Consider the following 22,656-nt stretch of genomic DNA (forward strand, 5'->3'; position numbering starts at 1 on the left):
GGGACGGAGCGGGCCACGGGTTCTCGACATCTCCGGCCGAAGTTTTTCGGCTTGCTTCGAGGCGCCTGTGGTGAGCCGGTTCGCGGCGCCCCGGTCAGGGCGCGGGCGCGCGGCCGCGACGGGTGCGGGCCGTGGCGGTGGGCGACGGGCCGTGGCACTGGACTCCGCGCGGGAGGCGGCTGCCCCTCGGCGCGGTCATTGGGCGATGAGCTGCTGGCCGCCGTCGATGTCGTACGTGGCGCCGGTGAGCGCGTCGTTGACCATGATGTGCACGGCCAGAGCGGCGATGTCCGCCGGGCCGACGACCCGCCGGATGGGCAGCGTGGAGCGCAACTCCTGGCGCCGGGTCTCCAGTTGCTCGCCCAGGAGCGACGCGGACAGGGGAGTGTCGACGAATCCGGCGGCGATGAGGTTGGCCCGGACCGGCGCGAGTTCGAGCGCCAGATTGGCGACGAGCGCGGGCAGAGCCGCCGTGAGGGCGGACACGACGGACATGCCGACGCCGGGCCGCCGACCGCCCGTACCGCCGATGAACAGCAGCGTGCCTCCGGCCCGGACCTTGCCGCGGCTGTGGACGGCGACCCCGAGGGTCGTCGCGAAGCGTTGATCGACATCACGCCGGGCGGCGGCGAGGTCCATGTCGGCCAAGGGCATGTAGGAGGGCGCGCCGGCCGTGACCATCACGTGGTCGACCGGGCCCGGCAGGCCCTCGAAGAACCGCCGGAGGCTGTCGGTGTCGGTGGCGTCGAAGGCCGCCGTGCTCAGGGGGTGGAGCTCGTCCGCGGCGTGCTGGAGCCGGTCGGGGTTACGGGCGACCAGCACCAGCCGGCCGCCGCACGCGCGTACCTGGCGAGCGGTTTCGAGTCCCATCCCCGCGCTGGCGCCGATCACCACGACCGTCCGACCCGTGAGGTCGGGCTGGAGACGGGTGCCGGGGAGGCCGGGGGCGGCAGTCATGACGAGGCTCCCCTCCGGAGGACGTCTGCACGTCGCGGCCGGGGGAGGCCCGCTGCCCGGCAGTATCGCCTCCGGCCGTCGGTCACGCCCTCATTCTCGCGCCGCGGGCCGCTGATCGCTTCCCGGCCCGGGGCCCCCGGCCGACGGACGGACCTCCGACCGTGAGCGTCGCCATGAATGGAGAGTGAGCGAGCGATTACCCGACGATGACGGTCAGGTCAGGCGCGTCCGGCCCCGTCCCCCGTCGGGCAGCGATCTCGTGCGGCGATCACCGAGCATCAACTCGTCGTAGCGGCCCAGGAATACGACGGCTACGAGCATCAGAGCGGGTACGAGCAGCGACACCAGCACGACCACCACGGCCGGCCCCTTTCCGGGATCTTTCCCCGCATCGGAGGAGAGGGGCAGGCGGTGGGCTCCGAGTTCCCCCTGATCCTGCGCCGGAGCCCACCCCCTGCCCTACGCGGTCCCCGCCGTGCCGTTCGTCCTCCGCGGGGACCGATGGCGCTCGAGCCCCTGGATCTCGAGCGCTTCATCCCCGGGTGCCCGCCGATGCGCGGCTCACGCACACGATGTCGGCCAACCCGTACGGCTCTCGCCCCGGGTGAGGTGAGCAAGCGGTGAATCTCTGCGGCGCGACAGGCGTACTGAGGTGGACAGGAACCCGCTCCGCCGGCTCCGCCCCGCCGGTGCCGCCGTGCGGGTCCGCCCCGCTGGTTCCGCCGGCTGGTTCCGCCCCGACGACGTCCGTCCCGCAGGAGGTACTTCACCCGTGACCGCCACCGAATCGGCACCGACCCGGACCGGCCGCGGCAGGGGGCCCGATCCTGCGGGCCGGCGGTTCAACTCGTCCCTCGCCCTCACCATGCTGCTGCTCCTGGGCGTGGCGTTGCAGGGGCCGATCCGCCGGGCGCTGTCCGGTCCCGCGGTGCAGAGCTGGATGACGGTCTTCGTCGCCGTGGTCGTCCAGGCCCTGCCCTTCCTCGTACTCGGTGTGCTGCTGTCGGCGGTCATCGCGGTGTTCGTGCCGCCCTCGTTCTTCACGCGGGCGCTGCCGCGCCGAACTGCCCTTGCCGTACCGGCTGCCGGGATGGCCGGGGCGGTCCTGCCCGGCTGCGAGTGCGCCTCCGTGCCGGTGGCCGGATCCCTGGTACGCCGGGGTGTGCCGCCCGCGGCGGCGCTGGCGTTCCTGCTGTCCGCCCCGGCGGTCAACCCGATCGTGCTCACCGCGACCGCCGTGGCGTTCCCCGGGAATCCGGAGATGGTCCTCGCCCGCTTCGTGGCGAGTCTGCTCGTCGCGTGCACGATGGGCTGGCTGTGGCAGCGGCTGGGCCGGGCCGAATGGGTGCGGCCACCGGCCCATCCGTCGACGGAGGGCCTGCGCAGGGGCGCGGCGTTCTGGGCGTCCGTACGGCACGACGTGATGCACGCCGGCGGCTTCCTCGTGATCGGCGCGATGGCCGCGGCCGCCCTCAAGTCCCTTGTCCCGGCGGACTGGCTGCAGTCCGCGGCCGGCAACCCCGTCGTCGCGATCCTCGCGCTGGCGGTTCTCGCGGTGCTGCTGTCGATCTGTTCGGAGGCCGACGCCTTCGTGGCCGCGTCCCTGTCGCAGTTCTCGCTCACCGCGCGGCTGGCGTTCCTGGTCGTCGGGCCGATGATCGATCTGAAGCTCTTCGCGATGCAGACGGCGACGTTCGGCCGGGGATTCGCGGTGCGATTCGCTCCCGTCACCTTCGTCCTGGCCGTCCTGGTGTCGGCCGTCGTCGGGGCGGTGGTCCTGTGAACCGGCACGCTCAGACGGCCGTCCTGTTCCTCCTCGGCGCGGCACTGCTCCGTACGGGCTTCACCGACCAGTACCTGCGCTATGTGAAGGCCGGGTTGCGCCCGTTGCTGATCGTGGCCGGGGCGGTCCTCGTCGCGGCCGCCGTGGCGACCCTCTGGTACGAACTCCGGCGCTCCCGCCCGGACCCGGGCGGCAGGGAGCGCGGGGGTCATCGCGAACCGGCGGTCTCCTGGCTCATGGTGCTGCCCCTGCTCGCCCTCGTCCTCGTAGCCCCGCCCGCGCTCGGCTCGTACAGCGCGACGCGCACCGGCACCGCGCTGCAGAAGCCGTGGGGCTTCCCGGCCCTGCCCGCTCACGGCCCTCTGCGCCTCGGTGTCCTCGACTACGCGGGTCGTGCCGCCTACGACCACGGGCGCGGGCTCGACGACCGGCGGATCACGCTGACCGGCTTCGTCACCCTCGACCGCGAGGGACGTCCGTACCTGACGCGCATGGTCCTCAACTGCTGTGCCGCCGACGGCCAACCGGTCAAGGTCGGTCTCTCCGGACGGACCCCGCCCGTCCTGCAACCCGACACCTGGCTCGAAGTCTCCGGCAGCTACACGGACCGCCGCACCAAGGACCCGGTGGGCGGTGGCGTGATCCCGTACTTCGACATCGACCGGGCCAGGCCGGTCCCGGAGCCCAGCGACCCGTACGAGAGCTGGGGTGGCTAGCGGCCCGAACACCGCCACGGCCAAGAACAAAGGCAAGGAGTGAAAGCCCTCCTTGCCACTCTCAACGTATAGCGCACCGGGGGGCTTGCAGCAAGGCCCCGGTCGTGCCGCAGAATCGACCGCCGACACCGGAACCGGGGGAAACAGGAGTTGCGCGGTGCGTGTGCTGTCGCACGAGCGTCGAGCCACACCCGAGACCCCAGCCCCAGACCCCAGCCCACAGACCACGTACGAGACCTGACGACCTGAACCGGCCACGGCCACCGCCACTGCACAGCCGCAGCCACAGCCGCAGCCACAGGTGCGCGTCAGGCGATGAGTCGTTCCCACGGCCACGCACCCGGGCCCCTCACGCCGGTCCGGGCGGAGTGCCGCGCGCCATGGCCGCAAGCGGCCGCAGATCGGAGCTGTTGACGTGAATCCCGTGACCACCCGTGCGTTCGGCCTTCCCGACCGCCTCTCCCCCAAGGCCGACCCGGCCCTGATCGCCGCCGACGAGCGGCACTTCGCGGCCCTGGCGACGTGCCTCGAGCAGTCGATCGCCGATGTGTCCGGCCGCCTCGACGACCTGCGCAGGGCGCCCGGTGGTCTGGGCCGGGAGGCGATGGACCGTGACATCGAGATCCACCAGCTGACCGCTCGTCTGCGGACCCTGCGCCGTTTCGGCCTGGACCTCTGCCTCGGACGGATGGTCGAAGCGGACCGCCCCGACCCCGTGTACGTCGGACGTCTCGGCCTCACGGACAGCGAAGGCCGACGGCTCCTCGTCGACTGGCGCTCCCCCGCCGCCGAACCGTTCTTCGGAGCCACCCACGCCGATCCGATGGGGCTGGCGAGCCGCCGCCGGTACCGCTGGACCGGCGGGCTGATCAGCGACTACTGGGACGAGGTGTTCACCCCTGACGGGTTCGCCGGGCACGCCGCGCTGGACGACCAGTCGGCTTTCATCGCCGGACTGGGCGACCACCGGTCCCCGCGGATGCGGGACGTGCTCGGCACCCTCCAGGCCGACCAGGACGCCATCATCCGCGCGGGCTCCCGCGGCGCCCTCGTCGTCGACGGCGGTCCGGGTACGGGGAAGACCGTCGTCGCCCTGCACCGCGCCGCCTACCTCCTCCACTCCGACCCCCGTCTCGGTCACCGCCGCGGCGGCGTGCTGTTCGTCGGTCCGCACCAGCCCTACCTGGCCTACGTCGCCGACGTCCTCCCCAGCCTCGGCGAGGAGAGCGTGCAGACCTGCACGCTGCGGGACCTGGTGGCCGAGGGAGCCGGGGCGGCGATCGAGACCGATCCGGACGCCGCCCGGCTGAAGTCGTCCGCGGACATGGTGCGGGCGATCGAGACGGCGGTCCGGTTCTACGAGGAGCCGCCCGCCGAGGGGATGACGGTCACGACCGACTGGGCCGACCTCCGGCTGAGCGCCGGCGACTGGGCCGAGGCGTTCGCGGCGCCCGAACCAGGTACGCCGCACAACGAGGCACGCGAACAGATCTTGGAGGAACTGCTCACGATCCTCATGGACAAGCTCGACACCGACGTCCCGCCCGACCAGTTCCGCAGATCGCTGCTGCACGACGAGGAGTTGGTCACCACCCTCAACCGCGCGTGGCCGCTGATCGAGGCGGCCGACCTCGTCGGAGACCTGTGGGAGGTCCCCGCCTACCTGCGCCTGTGCGCCCCGTGGCTCGGCCCCGACGAGGTCCGGAAGCTGCAGCGCAGGACGCGCCCCAGACCTGGACGGTGTCCGACCTGCCGCTCCTGGACGCGGCACGGCAGCGACTCGGCGACCCGCAGGCGGCACGACGGCAGCGCCGGCGCCAGGCAGCCGTCGCCGCCGAACGCGCCCGTATGGCCGACGTCATCGCCGACGTGATCGCGGCCGACGACGACGGTGAGGGCGCGGTGACGATGCTGCACGGGAAGGACCTGCAGGACAGCCTGATCGACGAGACCTCCCTCCCCGTCGCCGACCCGGACCTGCTCGCCGGCCCGTTCGCCCACATCGTCGTGGACGAGGCGCAGGAGCTGACCGACGCGGAGTGGCAGATGCTGCTGCTCCGGTGCCCGTCGCGGAGCTTCACCATCGTCGGGGACCGCGCCCAGGCCAGGCACGGGTTCACGGAGTCGTGGCAGGAGCGGCTCGAGCGGATCGGGCTCGACCGGATCAACCTGGCCTCCCTGAGCATCAACTACCGGACGCCGGAGGGCATCATGGCCGAGGCCGAGCCCGTCATCCGGGCGGTGCTCCCGGACGCGAACGTGCCGACCTCCATCCGCGGCGGTGACCTCCCGGTCGTCCACGGATCCACTACGGAGCTGGACGCGATCCTCGACTCCTGGCTGGCCGCGCACGCCGACGGGACCGCCTGCGTCGTCGGCGACCCCACGTTCCGGCCGACGCCCCGTGTCCGGTCGCTGACCCCGGAGTTGACGAAGGGGCTGGAGTTCGACCTGGTCGTCCTGGTCGACCCGGAGGAGTTCGGCGACGGCATCGAAGGGGCGGTCGACCGCTATGTCGCGATGACCCGCGCGACGCGGCAGCTCGTCATCCTCACCAGCACCTGAAACCCGCCCGACGAACGCCCTCTCCCCGTCCGCACAGTTCCCTGGGCTGTGCAGCGACGGGAGTTGGTTCGGCAACGGACGGCCTGTCGGGGCCGGTCCGGGGCTGGCACGACCAGCGGCCTCAGACCGGAGCGGTCCAGGTGACGTGCCCCATCCACTCGCGTCGCCGGGGCTCCTTCTTCCGCCGCCTGTGGGGTTTGCGGAGGTGCAACGGCGGAAGGGAGAGGGTGACCCAGATGCCTTCCTGGCTCTCGGTCTCCTCAGCATCCAGCGCGTCCATGAGGTAACGGCTGATCACGATGCCGACCTGCCCGTTGTCCTGGGCATCCGGTTGCACGATCCGCCGTTCCTGACCGACCCGCGGTGCACCGAGCCTGTCGAGCTCCCGCGACTCGCTCTCGGCCCCCGTGCAGGACTCGCAGTCGCATCCGCAGCCGACGAACGTACGACTCCGGTGCCGCTCGTCCTCCCAGTGCGTGCACGCATCCCGCAGATCCACGCTCATCCCCCCGACCCGCAAGGCTAGCCCGGGCGACCTCCCGGCGCCTGAGCCAGGAATACTCCAGCCCGCCAAGAGCCACCAGGACAGGGGCAGCGCATCTGCACGGCGCGCCGGACGACGGGCGCGCCCCCGGTCCGGGGCCCGGGGCGCGCGGAGGTCAGTTGCTGAAGGCGCCGAACTTCACCTTGTCCGGGGCGCAGACCGAGAAGGACGACATCTCGCCGCCCTCTCGCGTGACCTCGACGGTGCGGCTCTCGTCCTTGGGCAGGGCGATCTCCACCTCGTGGGCCTCGAGGGGACATTCCTCACTGCCCGTGCCGTCGTTGGCGAAGTCCGGGTACTCGACGGTCGCGACGGCGGACTTGCCGGGTGCCACGTCGACGGCGTCGTTGTTCGCGTCCATGTTGTCGGTCGCGACAGTGGCGGGCTTGCCGGTGATGTCCTTCGCGTTCAAGGTCGAGAAACCGACGATGGTGCACGTGTTGGACCCGGTGTTGGTGAGCCGCAGCTCGGACTTGGCATCTTCCATCTCGTTGCCGTGCTTGACGACGACGAAGGTCAGCTCGGTGTTCTCGGTGGTGCAGGAGTCCGCGGCCTCGGAGTCACCGGAGCCACCGCCCGATCCGTTCTCCTTGCCCGAGCCGTTCTCGTCGCCCTGTCCGCCGGTCTTTCCCTCCGACGAGGCAGGCGAGGAGGAGCTCTTTCCGCTGTCCGCTGCCTTGCCGTCCTCGGGCCCGCAGGCAGTGAGGCTCACAGCCGCCAGAAGCACACTGCCCGCGGTGATGATGCCGGCTCGACGTCGCATGGGGGTTTCTTCCTCTCGGTACGTTCGGTCTCCAAGTCAGGCCCTTCCGTGTCGTGTGGGGCATGACCACATCACGTAGGCAGGATCGAACCCCGCGGCTCTTGGTTGGTGGCCGACCGAGTCCTTCACCAAGGCTCCACCGGCCGCCGACCGTTCGGGCACAGCATCCACCGACACCCCGGCGGAGCTCCCGGGCGGGCGCCGGTCCACGGGCTCCCCGCAGGGAACCGAAGCCCGCTCCCGCCCCGTAGAGCCCGTGGTGATGCCGCGGGAGCGACCGGGCAGCTCGTCCCGCCGGATCTTCGGGAGTGCCACGCCCCGAGGGGCCGGATCGGGCTCGACGGACCACTACTCAATTTCCCGCCGCGCCCTGTCCGTCGGTGCGGAGCGCTCGACAAAGGGCCACCTGCACTCCATATCGTTAAAGCATGGAACCAGATGATGGAATGAGTGGACGTGGCCGCCGCTCGAGCACCGCTCCCCCGTGCCGGCCGGGCTGAGTCACCCCCTTCAGGCAGACCAGGACGTCGCGCGCACGGACGAGGTGCCGCCGATGTCCGGGCTCCAGGAGCCGGGCGCCCCACTGGGTCACCTCTACAGGGCCCACCGGCTTCCCCTCGTACGGCTGGCCGCGTTGCTGGTGGGCGACCTGCCGACGGCCGAGGACGTCGTTCAGGACGCCTTTGCGGCCGTGTGGCACAGACGGCATTCCCTCCACGACGCCACCAGCATGGCGCCCTACATCCGGCGAGCGGTGGTCAACAAGGCCCGCTCGGTGATCAGACGACGCCGGGTGGCCAACGCGTTGCGCCCGGAACGGGAGCAGCACGCCCCCTCGGCGGAGCACGAGGTCCTGCTGAGCTTCGAGCACCGCGAACTGCTGACGGCGCTGCACCGGCTGGCTCCCCGCCAGAAGGAGATCCTGGTCCTGCGGTACTGGGCAGGGCTGTCGGAGGCGGAGATCGCCAGGGCCATGGGCATCACCCGCGGAGCGGTGAAGTCGATGAGCCACCGGTCCCTGGCCGCCCTGCGGCGGCGCCTGGAGAACGGTGCGGACGGGGTCGGGCACCGGCTCGCACCGGACTCGCCCTCCTCCGGAGTGAGGCTCCCCTCATAACCCAGCCCCGCCGCTACAGCCTGTGGTGCCCAATTTTTTGAGTAGTGCCTCGAAGGGGCCCGGCCTGGGAGGGTCCCAGTATGAGCGCCGAAATGACCCCGGACGACCACGATTGCCTTGCGGAGACCGTCACCCGGAACGCAGCCGGACTCACCGAAGCCATCATGGAGATCTCCGAGGCCTACCGGGCGCTGGGCCATGGGACCGGTCAGCAGGTCGCTCGCCTGGTCCGCTTCCGCGACCGCCACCTCACCAGCGGGAAAGCCATCGCGCACACCGCCCGCGAGTTGGCCGACTGGGCGGCCGGGATCGCCGACATGGCGACCGAGTACGACGTCCAACTGCACCGCATGAAGAGCCTGGAGCCCTCTCGGCACAACGGCCTCACCGCGCGCGGCGCGACCCGGTCCGCCGACGCCGGATGGCGCTGAGCCCCACCTGATCGGCGGGCCGCCGGGAGCCGTTGCGGCTCACCTCGCCGAACATCGGGCTCACTTCGGTCGCCGGGACCGGCTGCCATGCTGGGGGCAGCCGCACACGACCGAACCGCGAGGAACCATGCCGACTCCCGCCAGCCTGGACGTACTCCCCCTGTCACCCGGGGACCGCGATGCCTGGGACCCTCTGTGGCAGGGCTACCTGGACTTCTACGAGCACGCCCTGCCTCCCCGCATCAACGACCTGACATGGGCCCGCATCTGCGACCCGGCGGAACCCGTGGGCGGACTGGGAGCCTGGGCCGACGGCACTCTGGTCGGCATCTGCCACCACATCCTGCACCGGTCGACCTGGGCCGAAGGGACCAACTGCTACCTCGAGGACCTCTTCACCTCCCCCTCCTCCCGAGGGCGCGGGGTGGGCCGGGCACTCATCGAGGCAACGGCCGACGCGGCCCGGAAGGCGGGCGCGGAGAAGCTGTACTGGCAGACCCACGCGGACAATTCCACTGCCCGCGCTCTCTACGACCGTGTGGCGCGCCACGAAGGATTTCTCGTCTACGAGCGCCCACTCGTCTGAACCTGCGGACCCGCGTTCACGTCCGCCTCGCGTCGCATCGGTGTTCCGCCGGGTGGAGGCGCCGGCCCTGGTGACGGGTGCGTCTTTCACCCACCACGCAGGCACGCGACGCCTCCACCCTTCCGCAGCAAGCGGCTTGCACCGAATTCAGCGGCGGAAGCGGATCCTTGATCCGGGGTCAGCCCAGCGGAGCGACCGAGTTCCAGTCCTGCTCGATCGGCTCCAGGTCCTCATCCGACAGCCCCGGCGGCTGGGACGGGCAGAAGGGGACATCGCCGTAGTTCTGAACGTACCGGGCCGATACCCAGCGGACCTGGTCCGCCCTCAACCGGTACCAAAGGTCGTTGCCGTCGATGGGCTGGCCGTGAACCTTGCAGGCCAGTCCGACCTCGTCGCCCAGCTTGAGCGTCCCGAGCGCGGGCGAGTTGGTCGTCGGCAACGCCCTCATGAAGAGGGAATCGACGAGCACCCGTCCGTAGGGCCGCGCCGGGGTGCCCGGGTCCTCGGCACCCGGGCCGCCGACGTCGTGGCCGGTGCCTGCGGTGTGCCCGGAGCCGACCAGGTTGTCGCGCCCCGCGATGCTGTTGCCATCGCCGTACACGACGGTGTTGTTGTCCCCGTAGATCGTGATCGGCACGGAGTCCTTGTGCCGGTCGTCCGCGTGGGCGGTGGACATGCCCACACCCGCGGAGACCATGGCCACGACCGCCGCAACTCCAAGCCGCACCCTCTTTTGCATACCGTCCTCTTTCTCGGATGAGTGGGTTGACCTGCTTTGCGTCGGAACATTAATTGCGCACAGACGTAACAGAATTTGATTGGTCCGATCGTGGGCCAAGCCTCACCACGCGCACGACAAGGAGCATATGGCCCAATACCCACAGGACTTCACATCTCATGCGATTTTCCGAAAGTCGTGGTGCTGATGCCTGCGGTATTCCGTCGGTGGCCGAAGGCGCGCAGGCGCAGCCACTTCGCCGTGAGTGAGGGAGCGTCAGGGCCTGAAGGCCCGTACGACCCGGGCGAGTTGGCGGACTACGAGACGACAGCCCACGCCCAACTTGTCCCATCAAACACGGATGTCTTGCGTTTTGCCTATCACGGAGGACATAGAGCGCAATGACTCCAGTCTCCGGTAGGGCATGAAACTGCGTAACTGATACTCATGTGACGTCCGTTGTCGGTCTGTTGAATGTGCGTCAGGTCGAGGGCCCGTAGCGTCTGACCAGCGCTCGGGTTCCTCGTACCGGTCAATCCGCATGGCACGCGGGCCGACCACCACGCGTGCCTCCATTGGGGGTAACAACTCATGTCTCGTTCGCGCTTATCGAAGATCGCTGTCGCCGTGGCCACGGGTGTCGTCGGAGTCGTCGGTGCGGGGCTCGCCGCACCCGCGCACGCCTCGACCGCCCCGGCCTCCGAACAAGTTCCGGCTCGGACGGCAGCACCGACCCAGAACATCGTCCTGGGTGCGAAGAACGAAGCCGCGGCCGCGGTGGCCACCGCACTCGCCTCCTCGGCCACGGCCGAGGAGATGCGGGAAGCACTCACCCATTCCGACACCATCGAGTTCGCACAGCCCCGAACCGAGGGCCTGCGCCGCGTCGCGGCCCAACTCCGGGCCGCCAACGCCAAGATCCTCGAAGCCAAGGGCCTGCCCGCCGACACCGGCAACATCCTGCAGGCCCGTCTGATCAACCCGAAGGCACGTCAGCAACTCCTCGCCGGCGCCGCTCCCTTGATCGCAGCACAGCCGGACGCCGCAACCCACACCCTCAAGGCGCGCCGCCTCGACGGAAGCCCCGTCACCGTCACCCCGGCCATGACGGCCACCCGTCCCGTCATCACCCTCGACTACGACGGGGACAAGGCACTCGAAGCCGGAACCAAGGTCCTCCAGCAGGGCTTCCGGCACGCATGGCCGCAAGCGGCCGAAGCGATGCGTAAGCCGGGTTCCGTCGCCACGGGTGCGTCCACGGCGGGTGCGGCCGCCGGGACGAAGCGGGTCTCGCGTATCCAGGAGATCTCGCTCAAGGACGACGAGGAGCCGTTCTTCAAGGGCGACGCCGAGATCTTCGCGCTCGTCTCGGGCAACGACACGAACGACACCCCGTTCGTGTCCGACCCGATCCCCATGACGTACCTCGACGAGGACGACACGACCTACCGCCCGAACCAGAATCTCTTCGAGTGGTCGCGGTTCGGCTGGGACGAGGCCGGCGTCTCCTTCTTCGAGGAGGACGACGGCACCAACTACAAGTCGATCGTCAGCGCCGTCGTCACGGCCGTCGGCACGCTCGCCAAGGCCACGGACATCGCGACAGTGGTCACCACCGTCATCAACGCCATTCCGGACAGCTGGTGGACGGACAGCACCGATGACGTCGATGCCTTCTACTCGCTGAACCAGGCTTCGGGCAACGGCTCCCTGCTCCACGGGGCCGGGGGCAACGTCAGCATGCGGCTGCAGACCGTCGACGTTCCCAGGGCCTGACACGGCCAGGGCGAGAGCGGCGTACCGGCTCCCGCCCCGCCGAGAGGCCGCACGTCCCGGCGCCCACCCTTTTCCGCCGGGACGTGCGGCCCCATGCGCCAGGTGCGCGACCCCCCTTCACGACGCCGGATGGACCCCCGCTCCGACCGTGACGCGACGATCCGCAAGGTGGCGGAAAATGCCCGGCGCCTGGCCTCGGACTTCCTCTCCACGAAGTTCGGGCTGCGGCACGACCCGGTCAGTGGCCGTGTCGACGGCGTGGACAACTCACCCCGTCACGTGCGCACGGCCTGTGACGCGTCCCTGCGCAGACTCGGCGTCGACCACATCGACCTGTACTACGTACACCGCCTGGACCCGGCGGTTCCGGTCGAGGAGTCCGTGGGAGCCATGGCGGAACTCGTCGACGCGGGCAAGGTCAGGTGTCTCGGCCTTTCGGAGGTCAGCCCTCGCACTCTGCGCAGGGCACACGCCGTCCACCCGATCAGTGCCATTCAGCTGGAGTACTCGCTCTTCACCAGGGACGTGGTGGAGGGAGAGATGCTCACCACGTGCAGGGAACTCGACACGACGGTGGTGGCCTACTCGCCTCTGGGGCGCGGCATGCTCACCGGGACCCTGTCCTCTCGCGACGAGCTGACCGAGGGGGACAACCGACGGCGATGGCCGCGTTTCTCCGCCGAGAACATCGAGCACAACCTCACGCTCGTGTCGTCCCTCAAGGCCGTCGCCGACGAGGCCGGATGCACCCCGGCGCAGGCAGCCCTGGGCTGGCTGCTCGCCCGGGGCGGCGACGTCGTACCGATCCCCGGGACCAAGCGCGTGCACTACGTGGAAGAGAACGCCGCAGCAGTGGACTTGCCCCTCAGTCTGGATCAACTGGCCAGGATCGATGGGGCCGTTCCGGCAGCCGCGGTCGCCGGAGAGCGATACCCGGAGCAGGCGCTGCGCCGCCTCGGACTCTGAAGGCCGGAGTGCGCAGGCCGGAGTGCGCAGGCCGGAGTGCTCACGCTCGGCGGTCTGCCGGTGCCGGGCGGCCCCGCCACGCGACATCGTCGGCAGGCCCTGACCCCGGCCGTCACAGAATGCATGCACTTCGTAACGGATTGACATACCTGCCGGTCGACCTGCCGCCCCGGCCCGTCGGCCACTCCGGCGAAGGCTCCCGACCAGGGAAAACGGCAAAGCGGACAAAACTAGGGATACCTCCTGATCCTGGATCGCCGATGAGCGCCCAGAGTGGATGGTGATCGACGCGGACAGCCCACCCACAGCGTCCGCACCGCCCGTTCCACCAGGAGCCACCACCATGCCCCCCACCACCGTCCTCACCGGACCGACCCTCCGTGACGACGTCCTCTCTCACTCGTCGCCGCACGGCCGCGTGGCCGTCGTCGACCCGCTGTCGACGGGAACCGAACTCGTCCGGGCGTTCCGCGAGCGGGGCGTGGAACCGCTGCACGTGTACGACGACCCGGAGTGGTACCGGGCGGCCGCGGCTGACGGAAACCCCGCCGTGCTCAGCCGGTCCGTCGAGGAGACCGCGGAGAGCCTCATGGCGCGGAACGTACGGACCGTCGTCCCCGGCAGCGAGTACGGCGTCGCGCACGCCGACGCCCTCAACGCCCGAATGGGCCTCGACCTCCACGACCCGGCCCGGTCCACGGCCCGCCGGAACAAGCTCGGCATGATGCGGGAACTGGAGCGCCAGGGTGTCCCGGTCCCCGTGACCCGGTCCGTGCGCAGCGCGCAGGAGCTGGAGGACGTGCTGGGCGACCTTCCGGGCTACCCGGTGTTCGTGAAGCCCTCCAACGCCGCGGGCAGCGACGGCTGCTTCACCTGCCGCAGCGCGGCCGAGGTGCGGACCGCGTTCTACCGGATCGCCGGGCGGAGGAACCTGCTACGGAACCTCAACGACACGGTCGTCATTCAGGAGTTGCTGATCGGACCGCAACTCATCGTGAACACGGTCAGCCACCAGGGACGCCACCTTCTGGCGGACTTCCAGACGGCGCGGATCGACGAGGTCGAGGGCCGCCCGGTCTACCGCAACCAGCGGGTCGTACGGACCCTCACCGCGCAGCACCGCGAGGTCGTGGACTACGCGTTCCGGTGCCTGGACGGGCTGGGGGTGCGCAACGGCGGCGCCGACACCGAGATACGTCTCACCGACCGCGGCCCCCTGCTGGTCGAGGTGAACGCCCGGCTGATGGGCGCGACGATCTCGCACTCCGCGTACACGGCTGCGCTCGGCCACAATCAGGCGGACCTGATCGCCGAACGGTACGTCTCCCCCGGGCGCTTCGAGCGCCGTCTCACGGAGCCCTACGCGCCGCACGCCGCTCTGGGCACCGCCTTTCTGCACCTGCCGCGCAAGGGCACCGTGCTGGGCATGCCCGGTCTCGACCGGCTGCGGGCCCTGCCGGGGTTCCACGGCGTGACGGGGATCGTCCCGCCCGGCGGGCGCGTGGAGGAGCCGTGGCTCTCGTGCGGGCAGGCGGGGTTCGCCTTCTTCGTCCACTCCGACCCCGGGGTCGTGGACGAATCGCTGCGGACGCTGCACGCCATGGAGGACCGCGGCGAGATCTACCGCGTCGCGTACGACGAGGCGCGCACGCCGGCCGAGGCGGGGGCGGGCGCGGGTGGGGGCAGCGGCCGATGATCGCCGTCGTCCTCCTCGCTCTCGTGCTGCAGGCCCTCTGCCACAACGCGGTGTCCGTCCTGTTCTCGCCGCAGGAGAGCCCGGCGTTCTCCTTCGTGGCGTTCGTCCTGGCAGCGGTGGTGTTCATCGTGGTCCGGCAGTTGCGCGCCCGGTCCACCCGGACGTCCACGGGCGGCGCCACCACGGGACCCGCGAGCGAACCCGCGACCGAGAGCCCTCGATCGACGACACCCGCGGCGGCCGCGGACGCCTCGTCGCGGCGTGAGATCCGCCGCTGGATCCGGGCCATCAATGTGGCCGGTGCCGTGTCGTTCATCTGCTTCTACGCGGCACTCACCCTGCTCCCCGCCTCCGTCGTCACCGTGGTCGAGGCCTCCGCCGGGCCGCTCGTACTCCTCGGGCTCGTCACGCTCGTCTCGGGCAAGCACCGCACGCTGGTGCGCCGGCGCGGCCCCGTCCAGTGGTTGCTCGCCTCGGTCATGCCGGTGATCGGCATCATGATGTGCGTGACGGCGCTGCGGGAGCACGGCACCGCCGAAACGGTGGCGGGGGCCGTGCTCGCGCTCGTCTCGGGTGTGGGTGTGGCCTTCGTCAGCGTCAGTTCGCATCATCTGGCGCGCCACGGCGTGAGCCCTACGCACGTCATGTCCGTCCGTTTCCACCTCAGTTACGTCCTGGCGCTGGCGCTGCACTTCGTGACCGCGGGCGCCGTGCCCACCGACGTTCAGCGTCTGCTGCTGATGGGTGCGCTGGGTCTCGGAGCCGTGGTGGTCCCGCTCTTCCTGTTCCAGATCGCGCTGCACCGCATCAGGCCCATCGTGTTCCTGCTGCTCTTCTCGTGCCTGCCCGCGATCACCCTGGCACTCGAGTGGGCCCTCGGACGCACCCCCGACACCGCGCTTCTCGCTCTGACGGGCGCGGGGCTGGCGGTGTCCGTGGCGTACGTGCTGAGCGACCACCCGGGCGGGCGGCGTGCGCGCAGGTCGCGTCCCGTGCCGCCCTACGCGTTCGTGCTCGTGAGGCGCCTTTCGTTGCGGTACGCCGACGGAGGCATGCCGTAGGTGGTGGTGAAGACGCGGGTGAAGTCGGAAGCGCGGGGGAAGCCCCAGCGAGCGGCGATGGCGTGGACGGGTGTGTGGCGCAGCGCGTCGTCGGCGAGATCGCGGCGCGCCCGTTCGAGTCGCTGGTGCCGTATCCAGCCGGCAACGGTGAGCTGTTCGCCCTGGAAGAGGCGGTGCAGATAGCTGAGAGAGATGTGGTGCGCGGCCGCCACTGTACGAGGCGTGAGATCGGGGTCGGTGAGGTGCTGGTGGATGAAGGTCTTGATACGGAGGACCAGGCTGCGGCGGTGGGTCTCCGGATCGAGGGTGTCCTCGGCGTCAAGGAGGTGGGCGAAGAGCGCGAAGAGCAGGTCGGTGGCGACAGTGCCGAGCCGGGATCCGTCGGAGGGACAGTAGGAGGCGGGGTCGTCCCAGATCCGGTGGAGGAAGGCGGCCAGTAGCCCCCCGATCCCGTCGCGCCCGGAGATGCGCCGATTGAGGAGGCGGTCAGCGCTCGCGTCCGGAAGCGGCAGGAGGGTGCGGGGGATCAGGACGCCCGTGCCCAGGACGCGTTCCTGACCGTCGTCCGGGCGCGCCTCCATCACGAAGGGGCTCGAGGTGTCGACCAGGGACAAGTCGTAGGCACCGTAGTGCACTTCGTGGTTACGGAGGGCCAGTGTCTTGGTTCCGCGCAGGGCGAGCGACAGGTGGTACATCTCGGGATCCGACCGCCGGACCAGCTTCGACGTGCGGCGTAATGTCAGCTGAGGATGCTCGGTCCGCCACAGACGTATGGCGCCGAGGTGCAACATGCGCTGTGACGCGGGGAAGTCGCTCGTCCGGTCACTGAGGATCTCGGCGGGTGCGTAGCTCTTGGACAGATGCTCACGCCAGTGGTCGAACTGGTCCTCCGGAGCGACGTCCTGGGTACGGATTCCCGTCTCGGTCAGCATGAGCCCACTCCCCCGTGGTCGGCCTCGGGCAGGTCGGCGGCGATCCAGAAGGCGCCAACTGCCACTGTTTCCCTACTGTTCGTGCTGCGGAATGCCCTCGCCTCGCGCCCCTGAGCGGGCTCGTTCGCATGGTCCGTACCGCGGTCCGAGCGGAAGAGGCGGCACGATTGGCCGCGGTGGCGCCGTCATGCTCCCCCTCTCCACACTCCTGTTCTCGTTCCGCCGCCGGTGACAGGCGAGTTGAGCTCACGGCAACGGCACAGGCGCCGCCACCCCACGCCGCCGCACTCGAAATATACGGAGGCGTATGGTTGACCATACGGTAGCGTATGGTCACATGGCGCACCGCGAGGATCAGCCACGCCGTGAGAGTGGCCGACTGACCGCTCAGGACTGGACCGACGCGGCTCTTACCGCCATCGGTGAAGGGGGCCTGTCGGCTGTCGCGGTCGAGCCGCTGGCCAAGCGCCTGGGAACCACGAAGGGGAGTTTCTACTGGCACTTCCCCAGCCGGGACGCGCTGATCGAGGCCGCGCTCAGCCACTGGGAAGAGACCAACACAGGGCGCGTCATCGCCGAGGTCGAGCCGGAAACGGACCCGGAGAAGCGGCTGCGACGCCTCTTCAAGGCGGTCCCCGCCGCAACCACCGGAGACCCGATCGAAGTCACGCTGCTGACCTCCGTCGCACACCCCCAAGTCGCGTCCGCCCTGCGGCGGGTGACGGAGCGTCGGATCGCGTTCGTCACCCAGATCTTCACCGACCTCGGATTCCCCGCCGACGAAGCGCAGCGCCGCGGACTCCTCGCGTACACAACTCACCTCGGCCAGATCCAGCTCATCCACGCCGTCCCGCAGGCCCTGCCTTCGGAGACGGCCGACCAACGGCGATATCTCGACACGATGCTCCACACGCTGACGCGCAAGGACTGAACGCTTCGACGATGAGGAGCGCTGGGCCGTCGTCACCGGCCTGTTCATCACCTCGCTCGGCATGAATAACCGGGAAGAGAGCGGAGGAAAGCCGCTGAACGACCCGTCCTGGGGCTGCGACGGCGACAGCTACAACGCCGGCTGGTGGACCATCAGTGGCTGGAGCTCCTCCGCTTCGAAGGGGCCGTCGATCATCCCCGGCTACTCAATGGCGTTCCCGGGCGTACACGTTCCCGACGACTGGGATCGCGCCCAGGACTTCAAGAAGGAGCTCAACCAGTCCCTGCAGTCCGACTACTGCGGTGTCGACTGCGTCGCGCGCTGGATCACGGACCCGGAGGACGAGGAACAACTCGCCTTCGGCGAACAGTTCTTGGCGCAGGCCGCCTACCATGCCTGTAAACGCATCAAGGCCGGATGCCAAGACGAGATCGCTTCGTTCGGCAAGGCCCTCGCAGCCGGCGCAGGCCTCTCGATGCTCACGGGTTCGGGCGGTGGCCGCGGGCTCGGCGGCAACAGACTCAGCGGCCTCTGCAACAGCTTCGTGGGCGGAACGGAAGTCCTCCTCTCAGACGGCACGTCCAAGCCGATCGAGGACCTCGAGATCGGCGACAAGGTCCTGGCCACGAACCCCAGGACCGGCAAGACGGAAGCGAAGACCGTCACCGCCGAGATCACGGGCAAAGGTCTCAAGAAGCTCGTCAAACTGACGCTCGGACTGGACGGGAAGAAGGCCGACACCACAACCTCGGTCACGGCGACGGCGGGACACCCGTTCTGGGTCCCCGAACTGCGCGAGTGGATCGACGCGACGGACCTCAAGTCCGGCCAGTGGCTCCGGACGAGCTCCGGCACCCGCATCCAGATCACAGCGGTCAAACGCTGGACCCAGCAGGCCACGGTCCACAACCTCACGGTGGCGGACCTGCACACGTACTATGTGCTGGCTGGGCAGAATCCGGTCCTGGTTCACAACAGCAATGGCAAGGGTTGCGAGCCGAGCGGTTCGGGAATATCTGCCCGTCACGAAAATGCTGGCGATCTCGGTCAATACACCAATGGGCAGAGGACCCGGGATCCGGCTTCGCAGTGGTATCACGAGGAGCTGAGTAATGATGAACTCCTGGACGCCATCAACAATGCTGATGAAGGAGATGGAATCCTTGTCTCGCGCGATGGCACCATTCTTGGAGGTCATCACCGAAAGGACGAGGTCCTGAGAAGAATCAAGGACGGCCGCATCGATCCGCATGCGCAGATTCGCATCGACATCTACGATGGGGATTAGTTTCTGATGTCACTTATCCGTTCGACGGATCCCGACTTCCGTGTGTGCGAGATCAGCTTCGACGCGTTGCTGGTGATCCAGGCGGAGGCGGAGGGTCGAGGCTGGGCAACTCGGTGGTCCTCTGTGGAAGCGCTTCGTGGCCAGGTCAAGGAAGGCACCATCTTGCTCCGGCCGTTGATGCGGGAGGAACGCGGAGGGATTGTGCAGGCATATCGATGTCTGCTGCTGCTCGCGACCGCTGGCGACCAGAATGCTGGCGGCGTTGCCACTATCGACCTCGATCCGGCAATGCTGGAATCGCTGGAGCGAATCGATCGAGATTCTGATGTCCGCAGAGCTCTCGTGCGAATGTTCTCTCTAGCCACAGGTGGGATTTCGATGATCTCGAAGGAGTAACCGTTCCCGACTTCAGGGGAATTGCCCGTCTTTCCATTCCATCAAGTGTTGATTATGCGCCCACGAGAATTGCCCTCCTTCGAGTTGTCGATGAAGGGAAATCGGCATCGAAGAGGGTGCTCTTTCGAGGGCCCACCGCGATGGGCTCGGGCTATCAGAGTCTGACCGCTGATTGGATTCGCAGAAGCCCCGCCGGATTGCGATCCGGCGGGGCTTCTGCGGTGTTCGACAGGCGGACACAGCGGAGGGAGGGTTCAGGTGTGGCAACACATGCCAGTTGCTGCTCATTGCTGCTGCGCAGCCGCAATGTGGAATGCGAGTCTTCGCCCACAGCTATCGACGAGCAGGCCCGCATCGTCTCAGGCGCGGGCAGGACCGCCGTCCGGGCGTGGGTCCCCACCGTGCCTCACTGCAGGATCGCGGAGGTCCCTCTCGTTGATCTTGCCGAACGGGACGTGGACGCTGGGCGTGCTGCGGGACGTGCCCTCCAGGTGTCCGACCTGGTCGTCGAAGAAGATGTGGGGCTTGAGGATCCCCATGACCGTGCTCTTGTCTATGCCGCCGAGGAAGAACGCGTCGTTGACCGTCACACCCCAGCCCTTCAGGCTGCGCACCGCGCGTTCGTGGGCCGGTGCGTTGCGGGCGGTGACGAGGGAGACGTGGACGCGGACCTCGTAGTCCGGGTCCTGCGCCCGTCGTTCCTCCTCGCGCTGCTGGAGCCGGTTGATGCTGGCGAGGAAGTCCCGCAGCGGGCCCGGGTCGTGCGGCGTGGCCGCATTCCTCGTCTCGTGGGAGCGGAACCCTTCGAGGCCGTCGGCCTGGAAGACCTGCTCGGAGGAGTCGTCGGCCAGGACTCCGTCGAAGTCGAAGGCGATGCGCAGGTCCTGGTCGTCGGTCTCGTCGGCCGCCGCCGCACCCAGCACGCGGCCGGCGGGCAGGCCGAGGGCGACGGCCTCGCGGACGTCGGTCTCGTCCGCGGACAGGAAGAGGGACATGTTCAGGGCGGGCATGAACCGGTACGGCGAGCGTCCCTGCATGAAGATGGCCCGGCTGATCGGCAGGCCGTGCGCCTGGATCGACCGCATGACCCTCAGCCCGGTGTCAGGGTCGTTACGGGACAGGACGATCACCTCCACGAGGGGGTCGTCGGGAGAGCTGAGGTCGTTGAGGGACAGCAGTCGGCGGATGAAGGAGAAGGCGACGCCCTTGCCGAGCGTGTCGTCCAGGTGCTCCTCCTGGTAGGCGCGGTAGGACTCCTCGCCCTGCTCGCGGAACACCTCGGCCGACTCCGCCAGGTCGAACAACGCGCTGGTGGCGATCCCGATGACCAGGCGGTTCGCAAGTTCGTACTGCACAGCTCTCTCCCGCATCCATTCGTGCGCCGGGTCCGGTGATGTGCCCGGCCCGGGCCAGGATCCCAGTCGGTGATCGGCCCTGGCGAGCGGGAGGGTCCTCCCGACGCCATGAGTGCGCTTGTCCGCTGTTCCGGCACCGCACTACCGTGCCCGATGTGGATCTCTTCTCCCGCGCCTGGACCGCGCTGCGCGCCGCTGTCGCCGAGCTCTCGGACCGGGACTTCGAGCTGCCGTCCGGCTGCGGCGGCTGGCTCGTACGGGACCTCGTGTGCCACTTGGTCATCGACGCGCAGGACGTCCTGATCACCCTGGTCACTCCGGCCGGCTCGGAGCCGACCCGCACCGCGGTGACTTATTGGAACGTCGAGAAGCAGCCGCCGACCGGCGACGATCCGCTCGATGCCCTCACCGTCCGGCTCGCCGCCGCGTACGAGGAGCCCCGCCTGCTCACGTTCCACCTCGACGACGTCGGTTCAGCCGCCGGACGCGCCGCCGAGCTCGCCGATCCCGGCGCCCGGGTGAGCACCCGCGACGAGGTCCTGACCGTGGGCGACTACCTCACCGCGTACGTCCTGGAGTGGACGCTGCATCACCTCGACCTGATCGCGCATCTCCCGGACGCGAAGGAACCGCCCCCGGAGTGTCTGGCCGGGGCGCGGGGGATGCTGGAGAGCATCGCCGGAGGGGCGTTCCCCGCGTCGTTCACCGACACGGACGTCCTGCTGATCGGTACGGGCCGCCGCGCACCGACCGACGCGGAGAGGGCCGAACTCGGGGAGATGGCCGGTCACTTGCCGTTCGTCCTGGGCTGAGGGTCCAGCGGGAGCGGGCCAGGTCTCACCGGGTGCCGGAAGGGCGCTCGTCGGGGGTGCGGGCCAGCGCGATGATGGCCATGTCGTCCTGGTAGGGGCCGTCCGTCCAGCGCTCCACGTCCTGCACCAGCGCGTCGATCAGCTGACGCGGGTGCCGGTGGGCGCGGGTGGCGAGGCCGGCGTCCTCGATGTCGTAGAAGGCGCCGGTCTCGTTGCGGGCTTCGGTGACTCCGTCCGTGATCAGCAGCAAGGTGGCGCCGGGCGGCATCGCGAATCGGTCCGCCGTACCCGGGCCCGGCCCGGCGTCCAGTTCCCCGAGCTCCATCCCGAGCGGAAGCTGAGGGTCCGTGGGGTCGAGGCGGACGACGTCGCCGTCGTGCACGAGAAACGGTGACGGGTGCCCGCGGTTGATCAGGCGTACGGTGTCGTGGCCCGGGACGATCTCTGCCAGCAGCGCGGTCGTGAAGTCCTCGAGGCCGGTGGGCGCCGACCGGCGCTCGGTGTCACGCCGCAGCGCCGCATCGAGCCTCTGCGCGAGTTCGTCGAGGGTGGGTGCGTTCTCGGCCTCCTGCCGGAAGGCTCCGATGAGGACCGAGACGGAGGCTACCGCCTGCAGGCCCTTGCCCCGTACGTCCCCGATGATCGCCCGGACGCCGAAGGGCGTGGCCTGCACGGCGTAGAGGTCGCCGCCGATACGGGCTTCGGCCTGCGCCGCCTCGTAGCGGGCCGCCACTTCCAGGTCTCCGGCGCGGGCCGGTGGTTCGGGCAGCAGGGCGCGCTGGGCCGCCTCCGCCACGTCACGGGCCTGGGCCAGGCTCCGGCGGTGCCGGGTGAGGAGCACATTGATGAGCAGGGCGAGGCAACTGGTCACGGCCACGTCGGCCAGATCGACGACGAGTGCCGTGACCGGGCGCCCGAGGTGGATGTCGAGCGCGACGGATGCGGCACAGGCGACGACGGCGACGGCGAGACTCTCCCGGAAGGAGAGCATCGCCGCCGCGACCAGAGGGGTGGCGGCCAGCAGAGGCAGCCCCATGTAGGGCTCCGGCCCGAAGAGGTCCGCCGCCGCGCCCGCGACGAGCATCAGGACCACCAGGAGCCGGGTCAGCCCGGGCTGACCGATGGCCTTGGACACGATCGCTCTCCGCTCTCCCTGCGAGCGGCGCTGTGCATCGGAGCGTGGTGCGCCACTGCTGCTGTCGAGCATGCCGCCGCGAGCAGGCCGTCGCACGTGACCCCGCGGGCGGCTCACTGGACCGACGT

General features: G+C 69.6%; 20 protein-coding genes and 2 pseudogenes. 14 read left to right on the plus strand and 8 right to left on the minus strand.

Features of this window, described 5'->3' with window-relative positions; genetic code table 11:
- Positions 1 to 195: 195 nt before the first annotated feature.
- Positions 196 to 957 carry an SDR family oxidoreductase gene (locus ABZ822_RS28305; RefSeq protein WP_360860298.1) on the minus strand — a complete coding sequence of 254 codons (762 nt, stop codon included), beginning with the start codon at positions 955 to 957 and terminating at the stop codon, positions 196 to 198.
- A gap of 213 nt (positions 958 to 1,170) precedes the next feature.
- Positions 1,171 to 1,317, minus strand: coding sequence for a hypothetical protein (locus tag ABZ822_RS28310; protein WP_360860301.1), 147 nt, complete (start codon positions 1,315 to 1,317; stop codon positions 1,171 to 1,173).
- Between the two features lie 412 nt (positions 1,318 to 1,729).
- Here ABZ822_RS28310 and ABZ822_RS28315 point away from each other — a divergent pair, with 412 nt between their 5' ends.
- The 3 genes and pseudogenes from ABZ822_RS28315 (at position 1,730) to helR (ending at position 6,021) form a co-directional block, all read left to right on the plus strand.
- A complete protein-coding gene (locus tag ABZ822_RS28315) occupies positions 1,730 to 2,740 on the plus strand; it encodes a permease (protein ID WP_360860304.1) in 1,011 nt (336 codons plus the stop codon).
- Positions 2,737 to 3,456, plus strand: a complete 720-nt coding sequence (locus ABZ822_RS28320) for a TIGR03943 family protein (RefSeq protein WP_360860307.1) — start codon at positions 2,737 to 2,739, stop codon at positions 3,454 to 3,456. The genes ABZ822_RS28315 and ABZ822_RS28320 overlap by 4 nt, the downstream gene beginning before the upstream one ends.
- Positions 3,457 to 3,871: 415 nt before the next feature.
- Positions 3,872 to 6,021, plus strand: a pseudogene (gene helR / locus ABZ822_RS28325) (RNA polymerase recycling motor ATPase HelR).
- A 121-nt stretch (positions 6,022 to 6,142) separates the two neighbouring features.
- On the opposite strand, the gene ABZ822_RS28330 reads toward helR, so the two are convergent.
- Positions 6,143 to 6,526: a hypothetical protein gene (locus ABZ822_RS28330; protein ID WP_360860310.1), complete on the minus strand. Its 384-nt coding sequence runs from the start codon at positions 6,524 to 6,526 to the stop codon at positions 6,143 to 6,145.
- A gap of 154 nt (positions 6,527 to 6,680) precedes the next feature.
- Positions 6,681 to 7,328 (minus strand): DUF4232 domain-containing protein, encoded by a 648-nt coding sequence (locus ABZ822_RS28335; RefSeq protein WP_360860313.1) that lies wholly within the window; start codon positions 7,326 to 7,328, stop codon positions 6,681 to 6,683.
- Between the two features lie 553 nt (positions 7,329 to 7,881).
- Here ABZ822_RS28335 and ABZ822_RS28340 point away from each other — a divergent pair.
- From ABZ822_RS28340 to ABZ822_RS28350, 3 genes are all read left to right on the plus strand, one after another.
- Entirely contained in the window at positions 7,882 to 8,445 is a 564-nt protein-coding gene (locus ABZ822_RS28340) for a SigE family RNA polymerase sigma factor (protein WP_360860315.1), read from the plus strand.
- A gap of 80 nt (positions 8,446 to 8,525) precedes the next feature.
- Positions 8,526 to 8,876 (plus strand): hypothetical protein, encoded by a 351-nt coding sequence (locus tag ABZ822_RS28345; protein ID WP_360860318.1) that lies wholly within the window; start codon positions 8,526 to 8,528, stop codon positions 8,874 to 8,876.
- Between the two features lie 127 nt (positions 8,877 to 9,003).
- Positions 9,004 to 9,462, plus strand: coding sequence for a GNAT family N-acetyltransferase (locus ABZ822_RS28350; RefSeq protein ID WP_360860321.1), 459 nt, complete (start codon positions 9,004 to 9,006; stop codon positions 9,460 to 9,462).
- Positions 9,463 to 9,640: 178 nt separating this feature from the next.
- Here the strand turns inward: ABZ822_RS28350 and ABZ822_RS28355 are convergent, their stop codons facing one another.
- A complete protein-coding gene (locus tag ABZ822_RS28355; protein ID WP_360860323.1) occupies positions 9,641 to 10,189 on the minus strand; it encodes an SH3 domain-containing protein in 549 nt (182 codons plus the stop codon).
- Positions 10,190 to 10,771: 582 nt separating this feature from the next.
- On the opposite strand from ABZ822_RS28355, the gene ABZ822_RS28360 reads away from it, so the two are divergent.
- From ABZ822_RS28360 to ABZ822_RS28375, 4 genes are all read left to right on the plus strand, one after another.
- Positions 10,772 to 11,956, plus strand: coding sequence for a DUF3103 family protein (locus ABZ822_RS28360; protein WP_360860326.1), 1,185 nt, complete (start codon positions 10,772 to 10,774; stop codon positions 11,954 to 11,956).
- A gap of 129 nt (positions 11,957 to 12,085) precedes the next feature.
- Positions 12,086 to 12,922: an aldo/keto reductase gene (locus tag ABZ822_RS28365; RefSeq protein WP_360860329.1), complete on the plus strand. Its 837-nt coding sequence runs from the start codon at positions 12,086 to 12,088 to the stop codon at positions 12,920 to 12,922.
- Between the two features lie 343 nt (positions 12,923 to 13,265).
- Entirely contained in the window at positions 13,266 to 14,618 is a 1,353-nt protein-coding gene (locus ABZ822_RS28370) for an ATP-grasp domain-containing protein (RefSeq protein ID WP_360860332.1), read from the plus strand.
- Positions 14,615 to 15,679, plus strand: coding sequence for an EamA family transporter (locus tag ABZ822_RS28375; RefSeq protein ID WP_360860335.1), 1,065 nt, complete (start codon positions 14,615 to 14,617; stop codon positions 15,677 to 15,679). The genes ABZ822_RS28370 and ABZ822_RS28375 overlap by 4 nt, the downstream gene beginning before the upstream one ends.
- Here the strand turns inward: ABZ822_RS28375 and ABZ822_RS28380 are convergent.
- Positions 15,619 to 16,611 (minus strand): AraC family transcriptional regulator, encoded by a 993-nt coding sequence (locus tag ABZ822_RS28380; protein ID WP_360860337.1) that lies wholly within the window; start codon positions 16,609 to 16,611, stop codon positions 15,619 to 15,621. The two genes, ABZ822_RS28375 and ABZ822_RS28380, sit on opposite strands and share 61 nt — an antisense overlap.
- Positions 16,612 to 16,948: 337 nt before the next feature.
- Between ABZ822_RS28380 and ABZ822_RS28385 the strand changes: the two genes are divergently transcribed.
- The 3 genes and pseudogenes from ABZ822_RS28385 (at position 16,949) to ABZ822_RS28395 (ending at position 19,226) form a co-directional block, all read left to right on the plus strand.
- The gene (locus ABZ822_RS28385; RefSeq protein WP_360860340.1) at positions 16,949 to 17,542 is read left to right on the plus strand and encodes a TetR/AcrR family transcriptional regulator; all 594 of its coding nucleotides are present in this window, start codon (positions 16,949 to 16,951) and stop codon (positions 17,540 to 17,542) included.
- Positions 17,543 to 18,077: 535 nt separating this feature from the next.
- Positions 18,078 to 18,830 (plus strand): annotated as a pseudogene (locus ABZ822_RS28390) (Hint domain-containing protein); the annotation flags it as partial.
- Between the two features lie 6 nt (positions 18,831 to 18,836).
- Entirely contained in the window at positions 18,837 to 19,226 is a 390-nt protein-coding gene (locus ABZ822_RS28395; protein WP_360860343.1) for a hypothetical protein, read from the plus strand.
- 359 nt (positions 19,227 to 19,585) lie between these two features.
- Here the strand turns inward: ABZ822_RS28395 and ABZ822_RS28400 are convergent, their stop codons facing one another.
- Positions 19,586 to 20,581 (minus strand): 5'-nucleotidase, encoded by a 996-nt coding sequence (locus ABZ822_RS28400; protein ID WP_360860346.1) that lies wholly within the window; start codon positions 20,579 to 20,581, stop codon positions 19,586 to 19,588.
- A gap of 155 nt (positions 20,582 to 20,736) precedes the next feature.
- Here ABZ822_RS28400 and ABZ822_RS28405 point away from each other — a divergent pair, with 155 nt between their 5' ends.
- Positions 20,737 to 21,393, plus strand: coding sequence for a maleylpyruvate isomerase N-terminal domain-containing protein (locus ABZ822_RS28405; protein ID WP_360860349.1), 657 nt, complete (start codon positions 20,737 to 20,739; stop codon positions 21,391 to 21,393).
- Between the two features lie 25 nt (positions 21,394 to 21,418).
- Here the strand turns inward: ABZ822_RS28405 and ABZ822_RS28410 are convergent, their stop codons facing one another.
- Positions 21,419 to 22,528 (minus strand): PP2C family protein-serine/threonine phosphatase, encoded by a 1,110-nt coding sequence (locus ABZ822_RS28410; RefSeq protein WP_360860352.1) that lies wholly within the window; start codon positions 22,526 to 22,528, stop codon positions 21,419 to 21,421.
- Positions 22,529 to 22,656: the final 128 nt, after the last annotated feature.

Origin of the sequence: Streptomyces sp. NPDC047108, assembly GCF_040643575.1 — a bacterium.
In the GTDB taxonomy this organism is placed as follows: Bacteria; Actinomycetota; Actinomycetes; order Streptomycetales; family Streptomycetaceae; genus Streptomyces.

Coding starts and splice junctions, on each gene's coding strand:
- ABZ822_RS28305 (WP_360860298.1), bottom strand. CDS start 957: ATGACTGCCGCCCCCGGCCTCCCCGGCACCCGTCTCCAGCCCGACCTC.
- ABZ822_RS28330 (WP_360860310.1), bottom strand. CDS start 6,526: ATGAGCGTGGATCTGCGGGATGCGTGCACGCACTGGGAGGACGAGCGG.
- ABZ822_RS28335 (WP_360860313.1), bottom strand. CDS start 7,328: ATGCGACGTCGAGCCGGCATCATCACCGCGGGCAGTGTGCTTCTGGCG.
- ABZ822_RS28340 (WP_360860315.1), top strand. CDS start 7,882: ATGTCCGGGCTCCAGGAGCCGGGCGCCCCACTGGGTCACCTCTACAGG.
- ABZ822_RS28345 (WP_360860318.1), top strand. CDS start 8,526: ATGAGCGCCGAAATGACCCCGGACGACCACGATTGCCTTGCGGAGACC.
- ABZ822_RS28350 (WP_360860321.1), top strand. CDS start 9,004: ATGCCGACTCCCGCCAGCCTGGACGTACTCCCCCTGTCACCCGGGGAC.
- ABZ822_RS28360 (WP_360860326.1), top strand. CDS start 10,772: ATGTCTCGTTCGCGCTTATCGAAGATCGCTGTCGCCGTGGCCACGGGT.
- ABZ822_RS28365 (WP_360860329.1), top strand. CDS start 12,086: ATGGACCCCCGCTCCGACCGTGACGCGACGATCCGCAAGGTGGCGGAA.
- ABZ822_RS28370 (WP_360860332.1), top strand. CDS start 13,266: ATGCCCCCCACCACCGTCCTCACCGGACCGACCCTCCGTGACGACGTC.
- ABZ822_RS28375 (WP_360860335.1), top strand. CDS start 14,615: ATGATCGCCGTCGTCCTCCTCGCTCTCGTGCTGCAGGCCCTCTGCCAC.
- ABZ822_RS28380 (WP_360860337.1), bottom strand. CDS start 16,611: ATGCTGACCGAGACGGGAATCCGTACCCAGGACGTCGCTCCGGAGGAC.
- ABZ822_RS28385 (WP_360860340.1), top strand. CDS start 16,949: ATGGCGCACCGCGAGGATCAGCCACGCCGTGAGAGTGGCCGACTGACC.
- ABZ822_RS28395 (WP_360860343.1), top strand. CDS start 18,837: ATGTCACTTATCCGTTCGACGGATCCCGACTTCCGTGTGTGCGAGATC.